We start from the raw sequence: 20,091 nt of genomic DNA, 5'->3' as shown, positions 1-20,091 counted from the left end.
TCCGGCAGGCTTAACGCACTCAACGGTTGGAGGAACACTCCGGCGTCGACGGACTGGCGGCAGGATCGCAGACGCTGCCGGTGATCTCGATGCGCACCGGACCGACGCTGCCGCCGGCAGCGAGCAGGAAGGGCTCCGGGTCGGGCGGGAACTCGGTGCCCTCCGGCAAGGCGGCGATCAACACCGGAATGCTGGTTGCAGCCGGCAGGAACACGATCTGCCCGGCAACACCGTCCTGGCTGCCCTTGTCACCGCTGACTTTCACCTTGCCGTCCTTGATGGTCACGTACACGCCCGGCGCGCCGCAGCCGGCGCCGGCGGCACAGACCCGCACGCTGTAGTCGGTGCCCACCGTGGTGACCTTGCCGTAAGGAGTCTCCAGCACCACCGAGCCCGGCTGCTGGCGGGCGATGACGCCGGACATCAGCCGCGCCGAGCCGGCCTCCAGGCGATAGCGGGCGGCATTGCCGGCCGAAACCCGGGTGTCGAACCGGTAGTCGAGCACTTCAAAGCGGCTGTTTTCGCCCAGCGAGACCACCTCGTCATCGTCCATGCGCAGCACCGCGAAGGAGCGCGCCGGGATGTCCAGGGACTGCTGCAACTCGATCAGGCTGCCGGGCTTGAGCGGGGTGACCACGCCGCCCTGATCGCTGGCCGCACTGCCACGGGCCTCGACCACGCGACCGATGCTCGCGGCATAGCCCAGCACAGGGACGAGACTTAAGGTCAAAACAAGCAGGCTACGCATGGCAGGCCTCTGGAGGAAACTACGGCTGTCGCCGCGACTTGGCCGATGATACGCAATGCTGAAAAAACCCGCACCAGCTGTCATGGTCAGCCCCGGCAGCCATAAGGGCGAATCCGCCCGACGCCTGAGCGGCCTGCTGCTCGTGCTCTGCGCCGCCGCCTGCACCTCGCTGCCGACGCCGGCACCGGAGGTCGCCGCCTCCGCGCCCGCCATCGCCGTTGTTCGCGCGGCGGCCCTGCCGGAGCTCTTGCAGGCCGCCGACGCCGCCCTGACGCGGCCGCCACAGGCTCTGGCCAGCGTCCATACCGAGGGTCTGCTGCCGGACTCGCCGGTCTACCAGCGCAGCAAACAGGCCAAGGCCGACTGGTTTACCAGCCTGGCGCTGGCGATCGCCGCCGAGAACCGCCCCGATCCGCGCTACCGGCAGCGGCTCAACACGTATTTCGAAGCCTGGGTAGGCGTCTACCGGCCCAGCCTCAACCCCATCGACGAAACCGACTTCGCCTACCTGATCTTCGCCTACGAGCGCGGCCGGCCGTTTCTCGCCGAGCCGCTGCGTCAGCGCACCGAAGCCCTGTTCCGGACCATGGCCGAGGGCTATCTCAATGCCGAAGACCCCAGGCCCACCGGCCGCAACAACTGGCAGAGCCACCGGGTGAAGCTCGCCAGCTTGCTGGCCTTTGCCCTCGACGACGCCGGGCTGATCCAGCGCAGCCGGGTGGCCTTCCGCCATCAGGTGGCCCGCAACATTGAGGCCGACGGCAGCCTCTACGACTTCCGCGAACGCGACGCCCTGCGCTATGTCACCTACGGCCTGGAACCGCTGCTGACCGCCGCCCTGGTGGCGCGCGCCCACGGCGAGGACTGGTACTGGTTCCAGAGCCAGGGCGGCGCCAGTCTCAACAACGCCCTGGTCTGGCTGGCCGACTACGCGCAGGGCCGCAAGCAGCACCAGGAATTCGCCCACACCACCGTGGACTTCGACCGCCGCCGCCAGGCCGCCGGCCTGCCCGGCTACGACGGCCTGTGGCAACCGGAAAACGCCAGCCGGACCTACCAGCTGGCGTCGCGCCTGGACCCGGCCTGGATCGGCCTGGCCGAGCAGCTCGGCCCGGCGCAGGCCTGGCTGCAATACCTCTATCCGCGCGGCTGACGCCGGCGCAGGGCCGGCAGCGCCAGCAGCAGGCTCCACAACCCCAGTGCGCCGCCACCACTGGCCTCGGCGCTGACCGCCGCGGTCTCGAACACCGGCGCACCCGGATCGGCGATGCGTCCCGGCGTCGGGTCGTGGTCACCACGGCCGTTGTCGCGCAGGTAGAGCGTCACCGTGTCGCCCTCGATGCGCGCGCCGGTGCCGGTGGCCGGGTCGAAATCGAAGCGGTAGTAGTGGTCGATGGGCAGGCCCGTTTCGGGGCCGAACTTGTAGTAGTGATTGGGCGCGGAGCCAGCCGGCAGCCGCAGCGTCACCTGCACCAGTTCACCGGCGGCGAGATTCTCGATGTCGAAGGCGAACATGCCGTTGCGGAAGCGCAGATTGCCGGGCGCGTCCGGCGCCGGCACCAGGCTGCGGACATTGCGCAACTGGCCGCGGTCGGTCTCGATCCGCACGCTGCGGTTGCTGCTGTCCATGACCTGCGCCTGCGAACCGCCGCTGGGCGGCGGCTCGGCGGCACTGCTCACAGTGAAGCTGGCGCTGACCCCGCCAATGTTGAGCACCGCCTGGGCGCTGCCACCAGCGGCCGCTGCGGTGAGCCGCAGCTGCACGGTCTCGCCATTGCTGATCTGGCCCGCCGCGCTGGTGTAGGCGGCGTCGCCGATCTGGTATTCGCCGCCGCCCACACTGATCGCCGCCGGCGCATTGATGCCGCTGACGGTGATGCGGTTGGAGACCACCAGCGCACCCGCCGCCGCACCACTCTGCGGCAGGAACTGGAAGGCATCCGGCGTGGTGTCGGTCACCGGCGGCTGCTGGGCCCGGGTGGTGCTGGTGAAGCTGGTGGCGACATCGCCCACCGTCAGCAGAGTGCTGACCGAGGCGTTGAACATCAGGCTGGCGGTGTGCCGCAGTTGCACGGTGTCGCCGGACAGCACGCTGGCGGCCTGGCTACGGTAGTCGCCGCCGTTGATGCGGAACTCGCCGGACTGCACGCCGATCGCGGTGGCGGCATTGATGCCGCTGATGTTCACCACCTCGCTCTCCACCAGCGCGCCCGGCTCGACGCCGGTGCGCGGCGCGAAGCTGATCGGATCGGGCGTGGTATCGGCCGGCGGCGGCTCGGCGGTGGTGACGCTGAACTCGGCGACCAGATCGGCGCTCTCGGTGCTGTCGACGATCAGCCGGCCGCTGCGGCTGGTTGCCGGCGTCGTGGCACTGCGCAGGCGCACCTGCAGGCGGTCGCCAGACTGCAACTGCCCGGCGGCGGCGGTGTAGGCGCCGCCGTTGAGGCTGTATTCGAGATCCTGCGCCGTCACCGGCACCGTGGTGTTGATGCCACTGATGGTGACGGTTTCGGACTCCACCAGGCTGTCCAGCGCCGCCCCGCTCACCGGCGCGAAGCTGAAGGCATCCGGCGTGGTATCGGCCGGCGGCGTGCTGCCGTCGCCGCTGGTCACGTTCCAGAGATCGAAAGTGCTGCCGATGAAGGCCGACATCTGGATGCTGGCCATGGCCGCCGGCGCGGTCACCCGCAGCTGCACGCGGTCGCCATTGTTGACGCTGCGACGCGGATAGACGCGGCCGGAAAACCAGTCGCCACCGTTGATGCTGATCTCCGGCTGCAGGCTCGTACCCTGCGCCTGGTTCTGCGAGAACACCTCGGCCGGCTGGTTGATGCCGCTGACGGTGACCACATTGGACATCACCAGGCTGCCCGCCACGGCGTCGACGACGTCGCTGAAATCGAAGGCATCGGCACTGGTATCCGGGTCCGGCAGGCTGGCGCCGAAGGCGGTGTCGATCTGGCCGGCGCTGCTCAGGCGGTAGATCACGAAGTCCTCGGTCTGGTTGCGGGCGCCGCCGCCCACCAGCAGGCCGCCCTGGGCATCGACCGCCAGCGCCAGGGCACGCTGATTCGCCAGCACGCCGGTGCTGGGCATCAGCGCCAGCCCCTGGTCACCGAAGCTCTTGTCCGCCACGCCTTCGGCACTGAAATGACGCACGCCGAGATTTCGCGGCGAGAACGGAGAGTCCCGACCCAGCAGGTAGTAGCCGCCCTTGCCATCGGACTGCAGGGCGCGGAATTGCAGAAAGGCATCGGAACTGTCGAACAGTCCGGTGCCTAGCACCCCGGCATTGCCATAGCTCTCGTCCAGGGCGCCATTGGCGAGGTAGCGCAACAGCTGCAGACCGGCGCTGCCGTCGTTGGCGACAGTCAGCACCAGGAAGCCGTCCGGCTGCGCCAGCAGGCTCAGGCCGGTGCCGGTGGTGGGCAGCGCGACGATGCCGGCACTGCCGAATGTCGCGTCGGCCTGACCGTTGGCGCCGAGCTTGAGCAGGCTGCCGGAACTCAGCGCCAGCACACTGCCGTCGGCGAGCAGCAGGCCGTCATGGATCACGCCGATCTCGGCGGAAGCGATGCCGCCGCTGGCGAAGCCGGCGTCCTTGCTGCCGTCGGCGTTCAGCCGCACCACCCGCGAGCTGCTGCCGGAGGAGCCCAGCAGCAGGAACTTGCCGTCGGTCTGCGCCAGCAGGGTCTTGCAGGCCGAGGAGCCACCCGGCACCGCGGCGGCGGACAGCGCCTTCTGCGCGCCCACCGCGTCGTAGCGCGCCAGCACGAAGCCGGTGCCGCAGGCGGCGAAGCCACCGTCGGACAGCAGCACCTGACCGAGGCTGCCGGAGAGCGCCGTGCTGCTGAGCTGGCCGCCGCTGCCGAAGCTGGCCACCAGGCTGCCATCGCCCTGATGGCGGCTGACGCTCAAGCCGGTACCGGTGAGGCCGAAGGCGTAGAAGCCCTGGTCGCCGGTCGGCAGCAGCTCGTAGACCGCGTTGTCCTTGCGCTCGAAGTCGAGCAGCAGATGACCCTGGTCGGCCAAGGCCAGTCGCGGCACCAGCAGCGCCGCCAGCAGAAGAGTGGAAAATCTGAGACGCATGGTCGGAACTCCGTGGCAGCGGTGATTGGCGGAAGCGCTGCGCGATGATCTAATCCCGGCACGGAGTTCCATCAGTCCCCATCTGGGGAGGGTTGCCATCAGCATGCACAGCGGCTGGATCGTCGAAGACCACCCGGACGTGGCCCTCGGCCTCGCGGCGGCGCTGCAAGGCGCCTTTCCGGGCATCGCGCTGCGCCTGGTCGATGGCCTGCAAGCCGCGCTGCAACAGCTGCGCGAGGGCTACCGCCCCGACATCGCCCTGATCGACTTGGGCCTGCCCGACGGCTCCGGCCTGGAGCTGCTGCGCGCCCTGCCCGCCACAGCACCCGGCTGCATCGCGGTGGTCACCACCATCTACGCCGACGACGCCCATCTGTTCCCGGCGCTGCGCGCCGGCGCCGCCGGCTATCTGCTGAAAGACGAGCCGCGCGAGCGGCTGGAGTCTGCCTTGCGCGGCATCCTCGCCGGCGAGCCGCCGCTATCGCCCTCCATCGCCCGGCGGGTGCTGCGCACCTTCGCCGAAGCGGCGCCGGCACAGGAGCCCGACGAGGACGCGCACCTCTCGCCGCGCGAACGCGAAACCCTGATGCTGATCGGCAAGGGCTACAAGCTGCCGGAAGTCGCCGAGGCCCTGGGCATCACCCGCACTTCCGCCGCCACCTACATCAAGACCGTCTACCGCAAGCTGGCGATCAGCTCGCGCGCCGAGGCGGCACTGGTCGCCAACCGCCTGGGGCTGGTGCAGTAGCGCGCAAAGAAAAACCCCCGCCCGCTCGCGCGGACAGGGGCTTTGATGCTTACGCCCGTGACTTAGCGGAAGGCGTAGCCGATACCGGCGCCGACGATCAGCGGATTGATCTCGACATGGGTGACATAGGCACCCGAGGCGTCGCTGACGTCGGAGTCGATCCAGATCTTCTTGACGTCGACGTTGAAGTACCAGTTGCCCTGCAGCGCCACGTCCATGCCGGCCTGGATGGCGGGGCCGAAGCTACCGTTCTCCAGCTTCAGGCCGCCGTCGAGATCGCGGTCGGTGAAGAAGGTGTAGTTGATGCCGGCACCGACATAGGGGCGGAAGGTCTCGCCCACCGGATAGTGGTACTGCAGCAGCAGGGCCGGCGGCAGATGGCTGACCTTGCCGAGGCTGGCGCCGTTCAAGGTGACCTTGTGCTCCTGCGGGATGGTGAGCAGCAGTTCCACCGCGATGTTCTTGGTGTAGAACCAGTTGAGATCGATGTCCGGCGCGATCTTGTTCTCGACATCGACGCCAGTCACCGGGCTGGACTCGGCATCCGGCAGGATGTCGATGGCACGCACCCGGACCATCGCCTCCGCCTGCGCCGCGCCACTCACCACCAGACCGGCCAGGGCCAGCATTTTCAGTTTATTTGTGTTCATCGCTTTTACTCCGACTCGTGTCAGGACTACGTTGTCCGGAGCCGCACACTAGGGATAGTGGCCAGGTCGGGAACTGACCTAGGTCAACTACCCCGGGAAAAATGCCGAGAGACACAGCCACAGCGACGGCGCATTAACCCAGATCAATCGCGACTGTGGTTTGCGCGCAAAAAAATCACTCTTCGTCGCTCAGCGTGGCAACGGAAATTGCAGCACCACCTTGGTGCCGCCGACGCTGCCAGCGGTCCAGTCGATGACACCGCCCAGTTCGCCGGCGCGCTGGCGCATGCCGGCCAGCCCCTGGCCACGACCGGCGTCGGCGGCAAGGCCAGGGCCGTCGTCGGTGACATCCAGATACAGCGTGGCGCCACGCTGACGCACGCGGATGCGCACATGCCGCGCCTGCGCATGGCGTAGCGCATTGCTGATCGCCTCGCGGACGATGCGGTAGAGCTGCAGCGCCTGGGCGTGATCGAGGCGAGGATCGGCAATGCCTTCCTCCTGTTCCCAGAGCAGCAGGCCGCCGCTCGCCTCCAGACGCTGGCGCGCCTCGCTCTCGATCTCGCCCAGGCTGTCGAGCAGGCTGCCGGGCTCGCCGCGGGTGCGGCTGACCACGTCGCGCAGATCCTGCAAGGCGCTGCGGGCGACATCGGCGCTGGCGGCATCGGGCGCGCGGTGGATCAGGGTCAGCAGCTTGGCGCCGAGATCGTCGTGCAGGTCCTGGTAGATGCGCTGGCGCTCGGCCGCCAGGGCTGCGCCCGGCAGCTCCGTCACCATGGGCGCTGGTGGCTGCGTGCGTGGCCACCAGTGCCAGACCAGCACCGCCGCCAGGGCAAAGATCGCCAGCGCCAGCCAGATCATTTCTTCTTCTCGGCCGCCGCGGCCTGCGCCAGCTGCAAGCGCGCGCGGTCGGCGCTGGCGAGATCTTCACGGCCGAGCGCGACATCGGCGGCGACCAGCTTCTCCAAGAGCTTGCCGGTACGCGCATGGGCGAGGCCCAGGGCCTGCTCGGCGCTGGCGGCGGCACGGTCCAGCAGCGCGCGCGCGGCTTGCGCCTTGCCCTGCGCGAGCAGGATCTCGCCCTGGGTCTGCTGGTAGGCGAGGCTGGTCGGGTGCGTCGCGCCCAGCTGCTCGCTGGCCAGCGCCCGCGTCAGCAGCTGGCTCATCAGCGTCTCGGCCTCGTCCAGGCGCTGCGTCTTCAGCAGCAGCTGCGCGAGGCCGTGATAGGGGCTCAGGCGGTCGGCGCTGTCGCCGCCGCTCATGCGCTCGCGCACCGCGATCTGCTCGCGGTACAGGCGCTCGGCCTTGGCGTATTCGCCGCGGTCGGTGAGCAGCTGCGCCAGCGTGCTGGCGGTCATCAGCGTGTTGTGCGCCTGTTCGCCGCGTTGCAGGCGGTACTGCTCGTAGACCGCGGCGATCACCGTCTCGGCCTCCGCCAGCCGCTCGGGGCTGGCGGCCAGCGCCCGGCCCAGCGACAGCCGCGCACTCAGCGTCGTGTAGTGGTTCTCGCCCAGCACCCGGCCCATGTCCGCGACCACGCCGCGCAGCGCGGCGATCGCACCTTCGAGATCGCCGGCATCGCGCAGGGTATTGGCCTGGTTCTGGCGCGCGATCAGGGTGAAGGGATGGTTCTTGCCATAGCCGGCGTCGAGATCCGGCATCAGCGCCGCGAACGCCACCTGCGCCTCCTTCAGCTGCCCCAGGTAGTAGTGCATGGTGGCGACATTGAGGCGCGACACCAGGGTCGCCTTGTCGGTGGGACCCAGCCGCGCCTGGGCCAGGGCGGCGGTGGCCTTGCCCATGTCCAGAGCCTGCTTGCTGTAGCCGAGATTGCCATTGCCGACCAGGGCCACCTGCTCGGCCTCCAGGCGCTGGCGCAGACCCAGCTCGTCGGCCGGCACCGGCCCGGCGATCAGCGGCGCCAAGAGATCCAGGCTCTGCTGGTACTCGCCCATCACCACCAGGATCTGGGCGCGGGTCAGGTTGAGCTTCTGCCGGCTGTAGAGGTCTTCGGCGCTGCCTTCATGCTCGGCGACCTTGAAGGCGGCGTCGGCCTCGTCCAGCAGGCGCAGGCCGGTGGCGGTGTCGCCCAGCTGCGCGTAGCTCATGCCGATGGCGCGCGCGACCAGGGCGCGCACCGCCGGCGCCATGCCGGCGTCGCCGTCGAGATTGACCCGCGCCGCCTCCAGCAACTGCTTCACCGTCACCTCGCGGCCCTGGGCGTTCTCCGGGTCGGCGGAGGTGAGCATGTCCTCGAGGAAGCGGGTGGAGGCGTCGAGCTGAGCGGCGCGGCGCTCGGCAGCGTCGCGGGCGCGCGCCTCGGCGAGACCGTAGCGGGTGGAAACCACCACGCCGGCGACCAGTGCCAGCAGCGCCACCGCCAGCGCGCCGGTGAGCGCCCGGTGGCGGCGCACGAACAGCCCCAGCACATAGCCGACGGTGGGCGGCCGCGCCTCGATCGGCTGGCCGGCCAGGTAGCGTTCGAGATCGCTGGCCAGGCCCAGCGCCGACTCGTAGCGCTGACCCGGCTCGCGCGCCAGCGCCTTCATGACGATGGTGTTGAGATCACCGCGGCAGGCCGGCGCCCGCTGCGCCAGCGGCTGTGGCACCTCGGTGCGCAACACCTCCAGAGCGGCGGCGATGGAATGGCCGGGCAGCTCCGGGTGCGGACGTACGCCGCTCAGCAGCTCGTAGGCGATCACGCCCAGGGCATAGACATCGACCCGTGGATCGGCCTGGCCGGACTCGCCGGCCAGCTGCTCCCAGGCCATGTACGGCAGGGTGCCGAGGATCTCGCCGGCGCGGGTCAGCTGGCTGCCCTCGCCGTCGTCGCGCGCCCGCGCCAGGCCAAAGTCCAGCACCTTGGGCGCGCCCTCGGCGGTGACCAGCACATTGGCGGGCTTCAAGTCGCGGTGCACCACGCCGCGGGTGTGGGCGTAGTGCACCGCGCGCGCCAGTCGCACCAGCAGCTCCAGCTTGCGGCGCAGCGGCCAGTCGCGCGCCGACTCGCCCAGCGGCTGGCCGCGCACCAGCTCCATCACCAGATAGGGCGTCTCGCCCAGTTCGGTCTGATACAGGCCGCCGCCGTAGAGGCGGGCGATGTCCGGGTGTTCGAGCGCACCCAGGAGTTCGATCTCGCGCTCGAAGCGGCGGCGCGCCTCGGCGCTCAGCGCGGTGGCGCGCGAGAGCTTGAGCGCGACCTCGCGCTGCGGGCTGGCCTGCTCGGCGCGGTAGACCCGGCCCATGGAGCCCTCGCCGAGCAGGCCGAGGATGCGATAGGGGCCGATGTAGTCGGGGTAGAAGTCTGCTGAAGTCGACATGGGCTGGTCTGGGGCGGGGCACCGCATCCTGCGGTGATCGCTTCAGGATGTGTCAGGCGCACACGGCCAGGCAATCCCCGAACCGGGGCGCAGGATTGATTCCGGTCAATGTCTCGCCAAGGCCGATTGCGCATGCTGGCCCATGGGTCGGCCATTCTGGCCTTCTCCAGCCTCGCACTACTTTCCACGCCCGAAATCAAGCCCGCGCCCATGAGCAAGAACTATCGCGAAATCACCCAATCGGTCTCGGCCTCGCTGGCCAAGCTCAGGACCGACATCCCGGACGTCACCAACGGCTTCAGCGCCCTGGCGCGCGCCGCCACCAAGGATGGCGCCCTCGACGGCAAGACCAAGGAGCTGATCGCCCTGGCTCTGGGCGTTGCCGCGCATTGCGATGCCTGCATAGGCTTTCATGTGCAGGCGCTGATCCGCCTGGGCGTCAAGCGCATCGAGCTGGAAGAGGCGCTGGGCATGGCGGTGTATATGGGCGGCGGCCCCTCGTTGATGTACGCCGCCGACGCGCTGGCCGCCTATGAGGAATTTTCGCTGGCCGCGGTCTGAAAGCCGGCGGCGCCCTGCAAGCCCGCAGGGCGAGCGCCTAGAATCAACAGCCCTAGCCGGCTGGGCAGCCCCCCCGGTTTTTCTCCGAGTGCCTGCCCCATGAACGCCGTGGACCCGAGCGCCAACCAGGACCACTGGAAACGCATCCGCCGCGAGATGCAGGCCCTGCTCGACTCGCGCGAGGGCGCCAAGGCGGTCTGGATGTTCGTGCTGCTGATCGCCTTTCTGGCGGCGATCAGCGCGCTCAATGTGCTGATGAGCTACATCGGCCGCGACTTCATGTCGGCGATCGAGAACCGTGACCACGCCCGCTTCCTGCGCGAGGCCTGGCTCTACATCGGCATCTTCGCGGTCTCCACCGTGGCGGCGGTGCTCTACCGCTATCTGGAGGAGCGACTGGGCCTGCTCTGGCGCAGCCAGCAGACCAGCCGCCTGCTGGAGCGCTACCTGCGCAACCGCGCCTATTTCCGCATCGAGGAAGGCGGCGGCCTGCCCAACCCCGACCAGCGCATCGCCGAGGACGTGCGCACCTTCACCACCAGCACCCTGTCCTTCGTGCTGATGACGCTCAACGCCTTGATCACCGTGTTCGCCTTCTCCAGCGTGCTGTGGTCGATCAGCCCGCGGCTGTTCGGCATTGCCGTCGCCTATGCGGTGTTCGGCTCCGGCGTCGCCACCCTGCTCGGCCGGCGGCTGATCGGCCTCAACAGCCTGCAGCTCGACAAGGAGGCCAATCTGCGCGCCGAGCTCTTGCATGTGCGCGAAAACGCCGAGCCGGTGGCGCTGCAGCACCGCGAGGATCTGCTGCACCAGCGCCTGCTCGGGCGGCTGGAACAACTGGTCGCCAACGGCCGCAAGATGATCTCGGTGAACCGCAACCTCGGCTTCTTCACCAATGGCTACAACTACCTGATCCAGATCATCCCGGCGCTGATCGTCGCGCCGATGTTCATGAACGGCGAGGTGAGCTTCGGCGTGGTCACCCAGTCGGCGGTGGCCTTCACCTATCTGATGGGCGCCTTCTCGCTGCTGGTCACCCAGTTCCAGTCGATCTCCACCTATGCCGCGGTGGCAGCGCGGCTGGGCAAGCTGCTGGAGGCCTTCGACCAGGCCGACGCGCCGGAACCGGCGCCGGTGGCGGTGTACTGCGAGCCGGAGCGCCGCGGCCTCGCCTACCAGGGCCTGAGCCTGTACCGCCCGGATGGCGCACCCCTGCTCAAAGCGCTGAGCCTAGAACTCGCTCCAGGCACCCGGCTGTTGGTGCGTGCCAGTTCCGGCCACGCCAAGGTCGCGCTGTTCCGCGCCACCGCCGGGCTGATCGAGGCCGGCGCCGGACGCATCCAGCGGCCCTGCGCCGACCAATTGATGTTCGTGCCCGAACGCCCCTACCTGCCGCACGGCACGCTGCGCCAGCTGCTGTTGCCGGTGCCACCGGCAAGCGTGCCCGACGACGCCAGCGTGCTGGCCGTGTTGCGGCACCTGCGGCTGGAGCATCTGGCGCAGACCGAAGCTGGCCTCGACAGCGAGCGGGACTGGCTCAATCACCTGGGCCTGGGCGAGCAACTGCGGCTGGTGCTGGCGCGCGTGCTGCTGGCGCGTCCGGCCCTGGTGTTTCTCGACCGCCTGCGGGTCAGCCTGGACTTCGCCGAGCAGCGGCGGGTGCTGGAACTGCTGCACGAGTACGGCATCGGCTACCTGCTGCTGGGCAAGCCCGGCGATGCGCTGGAGCTGTTCGATCGCGCGCTCGACATCGCGGTGGATGGCAGCTGGAGCCTGCACGGACCCAGCGAGCTGGCGGCCGTGGCGGTGGCCAGCCCCGCGCCAGCCTAGTGGGCGACGCAGCCCGCGCGCGCCAGACGGCGGCGCGCCTCTAAGCCACAGACTTGCGCCCCAATCGGAGCCGCAGCCGGTGCTGGCCGCCGCTGGTGAGCCGCAGGCGCAGGCCATCGGCCGTCAGCGGCAGTGGCTCGCCGTCGAGTTCGGCGGCGACCAGCGCTTCGGCGCAGCGCTCCGGGTTTTCCACCGTGATGTGGTACTCGCCGCCGCTAGCCGGGTGCCGATAGTCCAGCGTGTAGCCCGGCCAGTCGTCCGGCACACAGGGCGCGAACCGCAGCCATTGGCCCTGTTCGACGCTCAGGCCCAGCACCGACTCCACCGCCACCCGCCAGGCCCAGCCGGCGGAGCCGGTGTACCAGGTCCAGCCGCCACGGCCGATGTGCGGCTCGGCACCGTAGATGTCGGCGGCGATCACATAGGGCTCGACCCGGTAGCGCGCCTGGGCGGCGGCGTCGCGGCTGTGCCAGAGCGGACTCAGGCGGGTGAGCAGTAGCGCGGCGCGCTCGCGGCGACCGAGCTTGGCGAGTGCGGCCACCATCCAGCAGGCGGCGTGGGTGTACTGGCCGCCGTTCTCGCGCACGCCGGCGACATAGCCCTTGATGTAGCCCGGGTCTTCCGGGGTATCGACGAAGGGCGGCGTCAGCAGCCGCAGCAGGCCGGCCTCCTCGTCGATCAGCTGCGCCTCGGCGGCGTCCATGGCCTGCGCGGCACGCGCTGCCGGTGCCGCGCCGGAGAGCACCGCCCAGGCCTGCGCCAGACCGTCGATGCGGCATTCGCTGGCGTCGTGGCTGCCCATCACGCTGCCGTTGTCGTAGTAGGCGCGGCGATACCAGGCGCCATCCCAGCCGGCCGCGTTGACCGCCGCCTGCAGCGCCGCGCGATGCGCGTGGTAGCGCGCCGCCCGGGCGGCATCGCCACGCGATGCGGCGAGCGGCGCGAACTCGCCGAGGATGGCGTACAGGAAGAAGCCCATCCACACGCTCTCGCCGCGGCCCTCGCGGCCGACGCGGTTCATGCCGTCGTTCCAGTCGCCGGTGCCCATCAGCGGCAGGCCGTGGGCGCCGACCGCCAGCGAGCGGTCCAGCGCCCGGCAGCAATGCTCGTAGAGGCTGGCGTCGCCGGCCTCGCCGGGGCTCAGGTAGTGCTCATCCTCGCCCGGCTTCAGCGGCGGCGCCTGCAGCAAGCGGCAGGGCTCGTCGAGCACGGCGGCATCGCCGGTCGCGCGCAGATAGCCGGCGGTGACCTGCGGCAGCCAGAGCAGGTCGTCGGCGAAGCGGGTGCGCAGGCCGGAGGCGAGCGGCGGCTCGTGCCACCAGTGCAGCACATCGCCCTCGACGAATTGCTGGCGGGCGTGCAGCAGGATCTGGCTGCGGGTCAGCTCCGGCCAGATCAGGCTGAGGTTGCCGGCGTCCTGCAACTGGTCGCGGAAGCCGTAGGCGCCGCTGGACTGGTAATAGGCGGTGCGTCCCCAGATGCGGCAGGCCAGCGCCTGGTAGGGCAGCCAGCCGTTGACCAGGTGGTCGATCTCCGGCGAGGGCGTCTGCACCGCGAGGCCGGAAAGGCTCTGGCGCCACCAGGCGCGCACCTCGTCCTCGGCGGCGCGCAGCGCGGCGGGCGTGCCATAGCTGGCGGTCAGTGTCTCGAAGGCCTCGGCGTCGGCGGCCTCGCCCAGCAGCAGGCAGAACTCGGCGCTCTGGCCGGCGTCCAGGCGAAAGCGCAGGCGCTGCGCGAAGCAGGCATCCAGGCACTCGCCATGACGGCCGTCGAGGGTCGGCTCGCGCAAGGCCTGCGGCCGGCGCGCGCTGCCCAGGGGTCCGATGAAGCTCGCGCGCTCGCAGGTCGAATCGCGCGCCTGCACGGTCACGCCCTCGGCGAGCAGGCCGGCGTAGACCACGGCGCCGGCGAAGGCGCCGGTGCCGGTCTGTGCCGCGCACAGCCATTCGCCGGCCGGCCAGCTGCGGATCGCCCCGGCCGCCGGCGGCAGCGTGCCCAGGACCAGTTGCTGATAGCCGAACAGCGAGAGTTCTCTCGCGACATTCCCGTGATTGCGCAGTTGCAGGCGCAGGCACTTCAGCGGCGCCTGGCGCGCGACGAAGGCGGTGACGGTCTGCTCCAGGTCCCCGAGGCGCGACTGGTAGCGGCTGTAGCCAAAGCCGTGCGCGACCTCGTAGTCGCAGGCCGCTGGCACCGGGCCGGGCAGCGGTGACCAGTAGCGCCCGTCGCTCTCGTCGCGCAGGTACAGGGCCTCGCCATGCGGGTCCGAGACCGGGTCGTTGGACCAGGGCGTGAGGCGATTGGCCTGGCTGTTGCGCGCCCAGGTCGCGCCGGCGCCGGTCTCGCTGACCAGGCCGCCGAACTGCTCGTTGGCCAGCACATTGATCCAGGGCACGGGTGGCAGTTGCAGGCCCTCGCCGCGCCAGGGCAGATGAATGTGGTACTCGCTGCCGTCGGCGCTCAGGCCGGAGCGCAGCGGCGGGTCTTCGGCAGGCGGCGGCAGCCAGGCTGGCGCGAGTTGCACCTGCGCGGCGATGGCGGCCATTTGCTCCGGCGCGCCGGCGACACCGAACAGGAACTCCAGCTCGCGCGTCTCGCCGGGTGCCAGTTCCAGCGTGGTGGCGAGGCTGAACACCGGGTCCAGCACATTGCCGACGGTGCCACGCAGCTCCAGCGCCGGCGCCGCGACATCTCGGCCGCGACCGAGAAAGCGGCAGCGGTCGGTCTCCCAGCGCTGGACCGGTGCGCCCAGGAGCGCATGGAAGAGCGTCGGCCAGGTTTCACCGTGCCCGCGCGGGCGCCGCCGCGCCAGCAGCAGACGGCCGCCCTCGCCCAGCTCGGTCTGCACGAACAGCTTCAGGAAGGCCGGGTGGCCGAGATCGGCCAGGCGTGGCGCCAGCGCAATCTCGATATAGCTGGTGACCTCGATGCGCCGGCGCTGCGCCGAGCGGTTGTGCAGACTCAAACGCCGCCGCTCATGGCTGCCGTCGGCGGCCAGCTCGACCGAGAGGCGGCTGGCGATGTCCTGCTCCTCGCGCTCTATGCACAGGCGCCCGGCCTCGGCCCGCAGGGCGTAGTGGCTAGGCGCGCCCGGCACCGGCTGCCGCGCCGCCGACCACAGCGCGCCGCTGTCGGCGTCGCGCAGGTAGATGAAGCTGCCGTGCGCGTCCTCCAGCGCGTCGCCCGGCCAGCGGTTGAGCGCCAGGCCGCGCCACTCGGAAAGGCCGCCACCGGCGGCGCTGAGCTGCAACTGGTAGTCGCCTGCGCGCAGTGTCTGCGCGGCGAGCTGTTCGGGGCTGGGGTTCATTGGGAATCTCCGGGCGTGGTTTCGATGCGCACGCGGCAGGGGCTGGTGTAGTGGTCGAGCCGTACCGACTCGTGGTCGTGCTCGCGCCATACCGCGCCATCGACCCAGACGGCTTGGATGGCCCCGGACAGCGGCGGCCGCAGGCAGAGACTGCCGCTGGCCTCGATCTCCAACTCCAGGCAATGCGGGCCCGTGCGTCGCAAGGCGTAGTGCAGCGGACCGCAGACGGTCGGCGCCGGGCCAAACCGGACACCCTCGCCGTCCAGCCATTCCGGCGCCAGGCCGGCGGCCAGCACCAGGCCCTGGTCGTCGGGCTGTTCGTAGACGTAGAGGCTGCGCAGGGCCAGCAGGTATTCGGCGGCGATCCAGGCATGGGGCAGATCGCCCAAGTGGCCGGGCGAGCGGGGATCGCGCCAGATGATCTCCGGCCACTGGTTCCAGGCGGTGGGCTGGCGCTCGGCGAGGAAGTAGCGCAGCAGTTCCAGCGCCTGCGCACGCCGGCCCATGCGCACCAGGGCGCTGATGATGCGGATCTGGTAGGGCGAGTAGTTGGCGCCCTCCTGCTGGCCATCGCGCTGTCGCCGCCAGCCTTGCAGGTAGCGGTCGAAGGTCTGCTCCAGCGCCGCCCGGTCCAGCGCCTCCGGCACGCCTAGCAGCTGCACCGCGTTGGCGGTGGCGGTGGGGTCGAAATCGGCCAGCTCCAGGCTGGCCGGCAGGTAGTCGAGGCCGCGCTCGACGCGGGTATGCGCCAGCGAGGCGTAGAGGTTGTGGGCGAAACGCGCCTGCAAGGCCTGCCAGCGCTGCGTCAGCGCGGCATCGCCAAGACGCTCGGCGAGGTACACCGCATCACCCAGACCGCGCAGCGCCCAGAAGTCGTCCCAGTAGGAATGCACCGGCTGCGCCAGATAGCCCTCGTGGCTGGCCGAGATCGGCAGCAGGCCGGTGCCGTCGAGCAGGCCGGCGATGCAGTCGACGGTGCGCCGCACCGCCGGCCAGAGTTCTTCGAGCAAGGCGGCCTCGCCGCCGTGGCGCTGGTGGTCGGCGATCAAGGCCAGCCACTGGCCGTGGCTGTCGTGCTCGACCAGCCAGTCCGGGCCATCGCGGTCCACGCAGCAGGGCACGAAGCCATCGGCGCGCTGGTAGGGCGCGTACCAGCGGATGAACTCGCCCACCTCGGCGACGCAGCCCATGCGCAGCAGGGCCGCGCTCATGGTCGCGCCGTCGCGGATCCAGGAGCGTGTGTAGCGGCGCGGCCCGGCCTGCAGCGCCGGGCCATCGCGGCAGATCAGCACATGCGCGCAGGCGGTGCGGGCGACGCGGATCGCCTCCGCGCCCCAGCCCGCGGCCTGCCAGGGCTGGCGGCCCAGCTTGTCGGCCCAGTCGGTCGCGACCTGCCCGGCCTCCTCCTCGCTGGCCGGCAGCCCCAGCACCTCGACCTTGGCGCTGCCATGCGCAAGCACCTGCAGGTCGTAGCGCAGGGCGCCATTGGCATAGCCGGTGGGATCCAGGACACGGTCGTCCGCCGGCAACTGGCCCTGCGCCAGCACGTCGGTGATCAGGCCCTCGTCGAAGCTCAGCACGCCGAAACCGATGGGCCGCTGCACCACGCGCAGGCGCGGCCGGCCGTTCACGGAGATCACCCCGCGCCGCCAGTCCAGCTTGCGCATCGGGCTGACTCCGCCCAGACCACGGAAGCGCTGCCAGGGCGGCGTCACCTGATACGGCCGCAGCAGCAGAAACAGCCGCGCCGCCAGCAACTCGCTGCCAAGATTGTCGAACTGGTAGGACAGACGCAGCCGACCTTGAGCCTGCATCTCCAGCTCCAGGTGCAGACGCCAGTCCTCGGCGCTCCAGGTCACCGCCGGCCGCGGCTGCCAGCCATCCTTGAGGCTCTGATGAACATGGACATCGGCCCAGGTGTAGAGACGGCCGCGCAGCCAGAGCATGGCTTCAACGGTGCAGGAACCGGCATCCAGCTCCACCAGCCCCTCCTCGTTGATCAGGGCGCAATGGCGACCCCGCCCGCTGCCGATGGGCGTCCACAGGCTTTGCTCGCGCAGCAGCCAGCGCGGAAACCGGCCACGGGGCTCGGCCTGGGCGCGGCGATGCCAGTAGTCGTCGATGGAGCGCGCATGGTCCGGCGGCAAGGCTTGCAGGCGCAGGCCGGCGCAGGCCTCGTCGAGTTCCAGCCGCAGATAGCGCAGCCGCGCGTTCGGCAGGTAAAGCTGGCTGTAGCGCCCGCCGGCCTTGCGAGCGACATGCAGGCGCACCCAGCGCTGCCCGCTGCGCGAGCCCAGCAGGCGGAAACCGCTGGCGGGCGCCCGCTCCAGCCAGTCGATCCTCACGCCCCCCAGCGGCCGCGTCGCCCCGGCGTCGAGCTGCACCCAGGGCCGAGCATCGCCTGGACTGGGCCACCAGCCGGCCGGCTCCAGAACCTGGGCTCCGGCGTGGCCGGCCTCGGCGCTGGAGCACTCCACCAGCCAGGGCTCGGGTGCGCTGGTGTCGATGATTTCCAGCTCGCTGAGCCAGAGCCGACCGGAGCCGCCCTCGCCCGCCACCAGCGCGATCTCGATGGCACCCAACTCGCCGAGGTTGCCACCGCCAGCCGGCCCCCAGCCGTAGTCCAGCTCGTGGCTCGCGAGCTGGTAGCGACGCCCACGCGCCGAGGGCTGCTGGGCCTTGAGCACCCGCCGCCAGACGTTGTGCTTGCTGGCGTCGACCAGCTTCACTTCCAGATCATTGGCGGCGCCACTGCCACGCAGGCGGAAGCGCAGCGCGTAGCGCGAGGGCATCGGCCGCCGCCAGTCGCAACGCGCCACCACGAAGCCACCCTGGCCGCGAAAATCGTAGTCCAGTCGCAGGGCCGGCTGACCGGCGGCGCGCACCAGCGCCAAGCTCAGCGATTGCTGCCCGGAACAGATCGGCCGCCAGTCCGTCGGCGGCGCCAACAATGCAGCAGGTTCGCTATTCATTGCGTTCAGTTTCAGCGGGCGGCCCTCCAGGCCGGTTGACCCTGATCAATGGTGCCAGCAGTCGGGGCCTCTAGGCTGCACGACATCCGGGGCAGGCAATCGGTCTGCTCCGCCTGTGGCACTGCGAGGAGGTCGGGATGGAGTACACGCTGAGGCTGCTCGCCGGTGGCGCCGGCAGTCTGGCGTCCTACCTGGCCGCGCATGTGTTGCTGTGCCTGCTGCCGGCCTTCTTCATCGCCGGCGCGATGACCGCGCTGATCCCCAAGGCCAGTGTCACCCGCTGGCTGGGCCGCAACACACCGGCGCAACTCTCGTATCCGGCCGCCGCCCTGGCCGGCTCGCTGATCGCCGTCTGCTCCTGCACCATCGTGCCGCTGTTCGCCGGTATCTACCGCAAGGGCGCCGGCCTCGGTCCGGCGGTCACCTTCCTGTTCTTCGCGCCGGCCGGCAACATCATGGCGCTGGCCTACACCGGCAGCATCCTGGGCGTGGAATTTGCCCTCGCGCGGCTGCTGATGTGCCTGCTGTTCGGCATCGGCATCGGCGTGCTGATGGCGCTCTTGTTCTGGCGCGACGACGCCAGCCACGACGCGCAGACCGACCGCCTGTTCGCCGATCAGGCGCGCATGGCGCCGGCGGCGCTGGGCCTGCTGCTGTCGCTGGTGGCGCTGCTGATCGCCGGCACGCTCAAGCTCTGGCCACTCACCGCCAGCCTCGCCAGCTTCGAACTGCCGCTGGGCTGGGCCCAGAGCTGGCAGGCGACGCTGTTCCGCTGGCTGCCGTTCGACGCCGCCAAGGGCGAGGAGGGCGTGAGCTTTCAGGGCTCGCTGCTGATCGGCCTGCTGCTGCTGATCGCCGCCACCGCCTGGCAGGGTCTGGAAGACATCCTCGAAACCAGCAACCGCTGGACCTGGCTGACGCTGGGCCTCAGCGCCGCCACGCTGCTGGTGGCCGCCCTGCGCCTGAACCCGGTCGCCGGCGCGCTGGAAGTGGTCCTGACCGGCCGTGCGCTGGCGGTGGCGCTGGCCCTGGGCGCGGTCATCCACTACGCGCGGCAACTGCCCGCCGAGGATTGGCGCGCCTGGCTGTGGGAAGCCTGGCGCTTCGTGAAACAGATCTTTGTGCTGCTGGTGGCCGGCGTGTTCGTGGTCGGGATGGTCCGCCAGATCATCCGCCCGGAGTGGATAGAAAGCCTGGCCGGCAGCAACAGCCTGCAAGCCAATGCGGTCGCCGTCGGCTTTGGCGTGTTCATGTACTTCCCCACCCTCGTCGAGGTGCCGGTGGCCCGGATGTTCCTCGACCTCGGCATGCACCCCGGCCCGCTGTTGGCCTATCTCATGGCCGACCCCGAACTCAGCCTGCAGAGCCTCCTGATGGTGGCGGCGGTCATCGGCCGCACCAAGACCGCCGCCTATGTCGGCCTGGTGGCCCTGTTCAGCATCGGCGCCGGCCTGCTCTACGGCGCCTGGGTGGATGGTCTGGGCTGGCTGAGCCTGGTCACCGTGCTGGGCTTGCTGCTGGCGGTGCTGGCCGCGGCCCTGACCTGGCTGCGGCGGCGTCAGCAGGCGCTGTTGCCGGCCTGATTTTTTCGATCTCACTGTAAGGAGAATGCTCATGCTCACTGTCAAGATTCTGGGCTCCGGCTGCGCCAACTGCCGCAAGCTCGAAGCCACCGCCCGCCAGGCCGCCGCCCAGGCCGGCGTGGAAGCGGACTTCGTCAAGGTGACCGACATGAAGGCCATGCTGGCCTACGACCTGATGTCCTCGCCGGGGCTGGTCATCAACGAGAAGCTGGTCAGCAGCGGCCGCATCCCCAGCGTGGCGGAAATCGCTCAGTGGCTTCAGGCCTAGAAGACCGCTCCGGCG

13 protein-coding genes are annotated in these 20,091 nt (G+C 70.2%); 6 read left to right on the top strand and 7 right to left on the bottom strand.

The genetic code is table 11. The features are described 5' to 3' along the window. Window positions 1–19 precede the first annotated feature (19 nt). Entirely contained in the window at window positions 20–748 is a 729-nt protein-coding gene (locus tag AC3WT6_RS15025) for a FecR domain-containing protein (protein WP_492654416.1), read from the bottom strand. 55 nt (window positions 749–803) lie between these two features. Between AC3WT6_RS15025 and AC3WT6_RS15020 the strand changes: the two genes are divergently transcribed. Continuing rightward, window positions 804–1,901: an alginate lyase family protein gene (locus AC3WT6_RS15020; protein ID WP_492654415.1), complete on the top strand. Its 1,098-nt coding sequence runs from the start codon at window positions 804–806 to the stop codon at window positions 1,899–1,901. Here the strand turns inward: AC3WT6_RS15020 and AC3WT6_RS15015 are convergent. Further along, on the bottom strand, window positions 1,886–4,837 hold the full coding sequence (locus AC3WT6_RS15015; protein WP_492654414.1) for a choice-of-anchor U domain-containing protein: 2,952 nt from the start codon (window positions 4,835–4,837) through the stop codon (window positions 1,886–1,888). The two genes, AC3WT6_RS15020 and AC3WT6_RS15015, sit on opposite strands and share 16 nt — an antisense overlap. 103 nt (window positions 4,838–4,940) lie before the next feature. On the opposite strand from AC3WT6_RS15015, the gene AC3WT6_RS15010 reads away from it, so the two are divergent. After that, window positions 4,941–5,585, top strand: coding sequence for a response regulator (locus AC3WT6_RS15010; protein ID WP_492654413.1), 645 nt, complete (start codon window positions 4,941–4,943; stop codon window positions 5,583–5,585). 62 nt (window positions 5,586–5,647) lie between these two features. On the opposite strand, the gene AC3WT6_RS15005 is transcribed toward AC3WT6_RS15010, so the two are convergent. From AC3WT6_RS15005 to AC3WT6_RS14995, 3 genes are all read right to left on the bottom strand, one after another. Beyond that, complete coding sequence (locus AC3WT6_RS15005; protein WP_492654412.1) at window positions 5,648–6,235, bottom strand: OmpW/AlkL family protein; 588 nt, start codon at window positions 6,233–6,235, stop codon at window positions 5,648–5,650. Between the two features lie 189 nt (window positions 6,236–6,424). Beyond that, window positions 6,425–7,096, bottom strand: coding sequence for a sensor histidine kinase (locus tag AC3WT6_RS15000; protein WP_492654411.1), 672 nt, complete (start codon window positions 7,094–7,096; stop codon window positions 6,425–6,427). Further along, window positions 7,093–9,555: a serine/threonine-protein kinase gene (locus AC3WT6_RS14995; RefSeq protein WP_492654410.1), complete on the bottom strand. Its 2,463-nt coding sequence runs from the start codon at window positions 9,553–9,555 to the stop codon at window positions 7,093–7,095. Before AC3WT6_RS14995 ends, AC3WT6_RS15000 begins: the two co-directional genes overlap by 4 nt. Before the next feature lie 210 nt (window positions 9,556–9,765). On the opposite strand from AC3WT6_RS14995, the gene AC3WT6_RS14990 reads away from it, so the two are divergent. Next, window positions 9,766–10,116 (top strand): carboxymuconolactone decarboxylase family protein, encoded by a 351-nt coding sequence (locus tag AC3WT6_RS14990; RefSeq protein WP_492654409.1) that lies wholly within the window; start codon window positions 9,766–9,768, stop codon window positions 10,114–10,116. Window positions 10,117–10,215: 99 nt separating this feature from the next. Continuing rightward, window positions 10,216–11,946: an ABC transporter ATP-binding protein/permease gene (locus AC3WT6_RS14985; RefSeq protein ID WP_492654408.1), complete on the top strand. Its 1,731-nt coding sequence runs from the start codon at window positions 10,216–10,218 to the stop codon at window positions 11,944–11,946. A 40-nt stretch (window positions 11,947–11,986) separates the two neighbouring features. On the opposite strand, the gene AC3WT6_RS14980 is transcribed toward AC3WT6_RS14985, so the two are convergent. Together AC3WT6_RS14980 and AC3WT6_RS14975 are read right to left on the bottom strand one after the other, a co-directional pair. Then, window positions 11,987–15,253: a GH36-type glycosyl hydrolase domain-containing protein gene (locus tag AC3WT6_RS14980; protein WP_492654407.1), complete on the bottom strand. Its 3,267-nt coding sequence runs from the start codon at window positions 15,251–15,253 to the stop codon at window positions 11,987–11,989. After that, entirely contained in the window at window positions 15,250–18,225 is a 2,976-nt protein-coding gene (locus AC3WT6_RS14975; protein WP_492654406.1) for a discoidin domain-containing protein, read from the bottom strand. The genes AC3WT6_RS14980 and AC3WT6_RS14975 overlap by 4 nt, the downstream gene beginning before the upstream one ends. 137 nt (window positions 18,226–18,362) lie before the next feature. Here AC3WT6_RS14975 and AC3WT6_RS14970 point away from each other — a divergent pair, with 137 nt between their 5' ends. Beyond that, window positions 18,363–19,808, top strand: coding sequence for a permease (locus tag AC3WT6_RS14970; protein ID WP_492654405.1), 1,446 nt, complete (start codon window positions 18,363–18,365; stop codon window positions 19,806–19,808). A gap of 31 nt (window positions 19,809–19,839) precedes the next feature. Further along, window positions 19,840–20,076: a thioredoxin family protein gene (locus AC3WT6_RS14965; RefSeq protein ID WP_492654404.1), complete on the top strand. Its 237-nt coding sequence runs from the start codon at window positions 19,840–19,842 to the stop codon at window positions 20,074–20,076. Window positions 20,077–20,091 lie beyond the last annotated feature (15 nt).

The organism is Stagnimonas sp. FW305-C-60, from assembly GCF_058782965.1.
The sequence above is the reverse complement of the archived record's forward strand: the minus strand, read 5'-3'. Positions and strand labels throughout refer to the sequence as shown.